Origin of the sequence: Sulfuricurvum sp. (genome assembly GCF_019163035.1) — a bacterium.
Lineage (GTDB): Bacteria > Campylobacterota > Campylobacteria > Campylobacterales > Sulfurimonadaceae > Sulfuricurvum.
On the sequence record NZ_JAFLKV010000002.1, the window covers coordinates 1 to 3378 of the forward strand.

Below are 3378 nucleotides of genomic sequence, written 5' to 3' on the forward strand. Positions count from 1 at the left end.
AATGGATTTTGGCGTTATCTCAAAGGTAAAATAGATCGTGAGCGATGTTTTGAGCTGGAGTGGTGGGAATCGGTGATGGTGGGCGGGTTATTTATCACGTTGGTTCCAAGCCTGCATTGGAGCAACCGTACCTATCTGGATATGAACAAAGCATTGTGGGGAGGGTATGTGATACAAAACGCAGATCATTCGATCTACCATAGCGGAGATACTGCCTACGGAGAGCATTTCAAAGAGATACAAGAGCGATTTGAGATTGATGAAGCGTTTTTACCCATCGGGGCATATCGTCCCGAAAAAATCATGAAGAAGGTGCATATCAACCCCCCTGAAGCGCTCCGAGCCGCACACGATTTAGGGGCAAAAACCCTTATCCCGATCCACTACGGAACCTTTAAACTCTCCGATGAGTCGGTCGATGAGCCGATAGAGTGGTTTGAGCACTTAGTTAACTCATCAACCCACTCATTTCGCTCCCTTACGCTACGGATAGGGGAGATTTATCGTTTCAACCCCACATCGACACTCAAATCAACCTGATCGCGTACCGTCAAAAACATCATTTTGATCAGTTTGATCCCGAAATCGGTCATTTTCATACTGCTTTGAGCTTTAATGCGCACCTTATTACCCTCTTCGGTAATCGTCCCATCGAAGTTCATCGCTTTACTGACACCGTGGAGATTCATAGTCCCTTTTAGGACATAGTTGTCTCCACCTTTTGAGACAACCTCTTTGAGATCAAAAACCGCTTTCGGGAAGCTAGAAGACTCTAACGCTTCTTGCATATGCTCATCACGCTTTTTGTTATCGCTGAAAAGATCACTCATCGAGATCTCGATGGAGCCTTTTAACGTCGTAGGAGAAGCATCCATGCTTAAATGCGACGTCGCTTTTTTAGTCATCGGGTCAATCGTAGTGTCTCCGAATACTTCCGTATGAGCTTTAATACTCCCAGACTCAAAACTTAAACTCCCCGCCGTGAGCGAAGAAGCGAGCAACAGTGCCGCAATACTTATTTTTATCATGAAATCCTCCTAAAATAAAATGGAACGACTAGGAAAAATACCCCCAAAACGACCGCCGCAATCCAAAGCTGATGCTCTATTGCGATTGCATTAGCCGCAGAGGTGGCAATCCAGCCGACACCGATCATACTCAACGCAATCACTCTGACATTTCGTAACTGCATTAGTTTGTGAAATAAAAGAACATTATAATACGAAATGACAACGGGATAGACAATGGCAAGCGCCAAGGGGATTTCCAACCAATAAAAGAGATAACTCATAACAAACAGTCCTAAAACAAGCGGGATCTGTTTGATTAGTTCATCTCCGAAATGATACGCTCCGTACACCCCGACTAGGTGAGATACAATAATCACCCCCGTATACTCACTCCAAATATCCATACCGCCGGATCGGCTCAATGTCTCAAAGAGCGCCGAATCGGCAAAAATCCAAAGCATCATAATCGCCACGATGCGCCATGGAAACTTTTTATATTTGATCACGATAAGACGTTTAAGATCAAAGAAATAGAGTGCAATAATAGATATTAGCGGTAAAACTAACGCAATTACCCTCCGCTCTTCAAACGGATAGGTATAAAGTGCCGTACCGATCGCATAGGATATTGCCAACCCGAGCGCGAGCTGAGCTTTTCCTTGAGAGCTGAAAATATAAATCAGAATCGGAGTGGTATACCCCACAACAAACCCTAGTGTCAGTAACACCCCAAGCGAATAGTTGGGATAAAACCACGAGATCATAATCTGAACTCCAAATAAAAACATAAGCTCCATTTTGAGATCAAGGTGACGCCAAAGAGCACTAAGCAAACTTCCGATTATCCCGCCGATAGGGAGGGTGTAGAGATCATGAATATGGGAATCAAACGCCCCGACCACCCCTGTTTGGGCGATAAGAAGATAGTACAAAAGCTGTGAACTGAGGACGAGGACGAGTAGATTCACGCTCTGCCTCGTAAAAACAACCAATAGACCAATGCAAAACCAGCGTCATAAAGAGCTACCAAAAGGGCGATCCCATCGAGCATCCCTGCCATATAGAGAGCCACAAAGACGGATGCGCAGATGGCACGTACCGATGCAGTAAATTCGCCAAATCGGTGCGGGTCATACTGAAGTCCATACCAATGTGCCAACCCCGTCCCGATCATAAACGCAAAAACGATGTACTCATACGTTCCGCTAAAATGAAATCCGAGCAATGGGAACAATGCCGCCCCAGAGAGGATGAGGATCACCCCACCCCCCGCATCGCTCAAAAATCCGCTCAAGTGATAGAGTTTTAGCGGCGAATCCAGTTTAAACTTAAGCCTCTCATAGGTAATCCACACGATGATCCCCACAAGCAATGCACCGATCAGCGCACGCATCCCCAAATAGGGTTCTACCGCTGTACTATCTCCGCTGGCTTCCAGTATCCCCGCTATCGTAAGAACGAGTGCCATCAGCGCCATCAGTGCTGTCCATAGCACTGCATAGACCCGACGGAAAAGGTTCGGCAAAAGCTGGTGCAAAATGGCGAGTGCCATAAACGCCACCCCTAGCCCCATTGCGATATGCGCGTGCCCCACCACCAAATCATTGCGGTGAATCAACGAGCGAATTTCAGGGATAAAGAGAAAATTCCCCTCTACATCCACAAACACGAATGCCCAAATGGAGAGGATCAAATAAGGGTTAGTGTTAAAATTTACCCCCGCATCACGGAGCCATACCCATAACAGCGGCAGATAAAGGAGAGTGAGATACTGAAAAAACCACTCTTCGTTGTAGCTCAAATTATGGAAAAAGTTACGGATGATGAGGGATAGCAAATACCCCACTAACGGGACAATCCACAACCAATGCCATCGCGGTTTGAACTCCTGTGTTGCGACCAGCTTAATGAGGAGATAATAGATCGGAATGAGGGTAAAACTCATCCCCAATGTATTATCACCGTGCGGTCCGATGAGAGTTTGCTCCACCTGACCGTATTGCGGGTTCATCAGCACTACCAAAGCGATAGGTGCGGCGATGACGGCGGCGAGCGATACATTGACCCACAGAGGACGCTTCTCATAACGACGCAGTGCATCGATGAGGGCTAGGAGATAAAACAGACCGCTAAAAGCAAGGAGGAAATTCAGCTGATAGGGAAAATCGTAAAACGGTAATCCCCGAATATTTCCGAATAGCAATGCCATAGACATAAAGAGTAAAAAGAGGTTCCAAATTACGAAATAGCGGCGCAAATGAGCTATCGCCGTTTCAGATAGAACCCCCTCTTTTTGGAACAGTGCAAAGGGGAGCAAAGAGAGCATCAATGGGAAAAACCCGTACAGCATCTGTGAAATATGGAGTGA

Annotated in this window: 4 protein-coding genes; 1 reads left to right on the forward strand and 3 read right to left on the reverse strand. The window is 46.3% G+C overall.

Annotated elements, in window-relative coordinates:
- Positions 1–540: MBL fold metallo-hydrolase (locus JZU62_RS00065; RefSeq protein WP_295010705.1), on the forward strand; the 540-nt coding region annotated here is incomplete at its 5' end.
- On the opposite strand, the gene JZU62_RS00070 is transcribed toward JZU62_RS00065, so the two are convergent.
- The 3 genes from JZU62_RS00070 to JZU62_RS00080 form a co-directional block, all read right to left on the reverse strand.
- Entirely contained in the window at positions 501–1028 is a 528-nt protein-coding gene (locus tag JZU62_RS00070) for a YceI family protein (RefSeq protein ID WP_295010707.1), read from the reverse strand. The genes JZU62_RS00065 and JZU62_RS00070 overlap by 40 nt on opposite strands.
- Positions 1025–1978, reverse strand: a complete 954-nt coding sequence (locus JZU62_RS00075) for a hypothetical protein (RefSeq protein WP_295010710.1) — start codon at positions 1976–1978, stop codon at positions 1025–1027. Before JZU62_RS00075 ends, JZU62_RS00070 begins: the two co-directional genes overlap by 4 nt.
- The coding region (locus JZU62_RS00080) for a hypothetical protein (protein ID WP_295010712.1) at positions 1975–3378 on the reverse strand (1404 nt) is incomplete at its 5' end. The genes JZU62_RS00080 and JZU62_RS00075, both read right to left, overlap by 4 nt.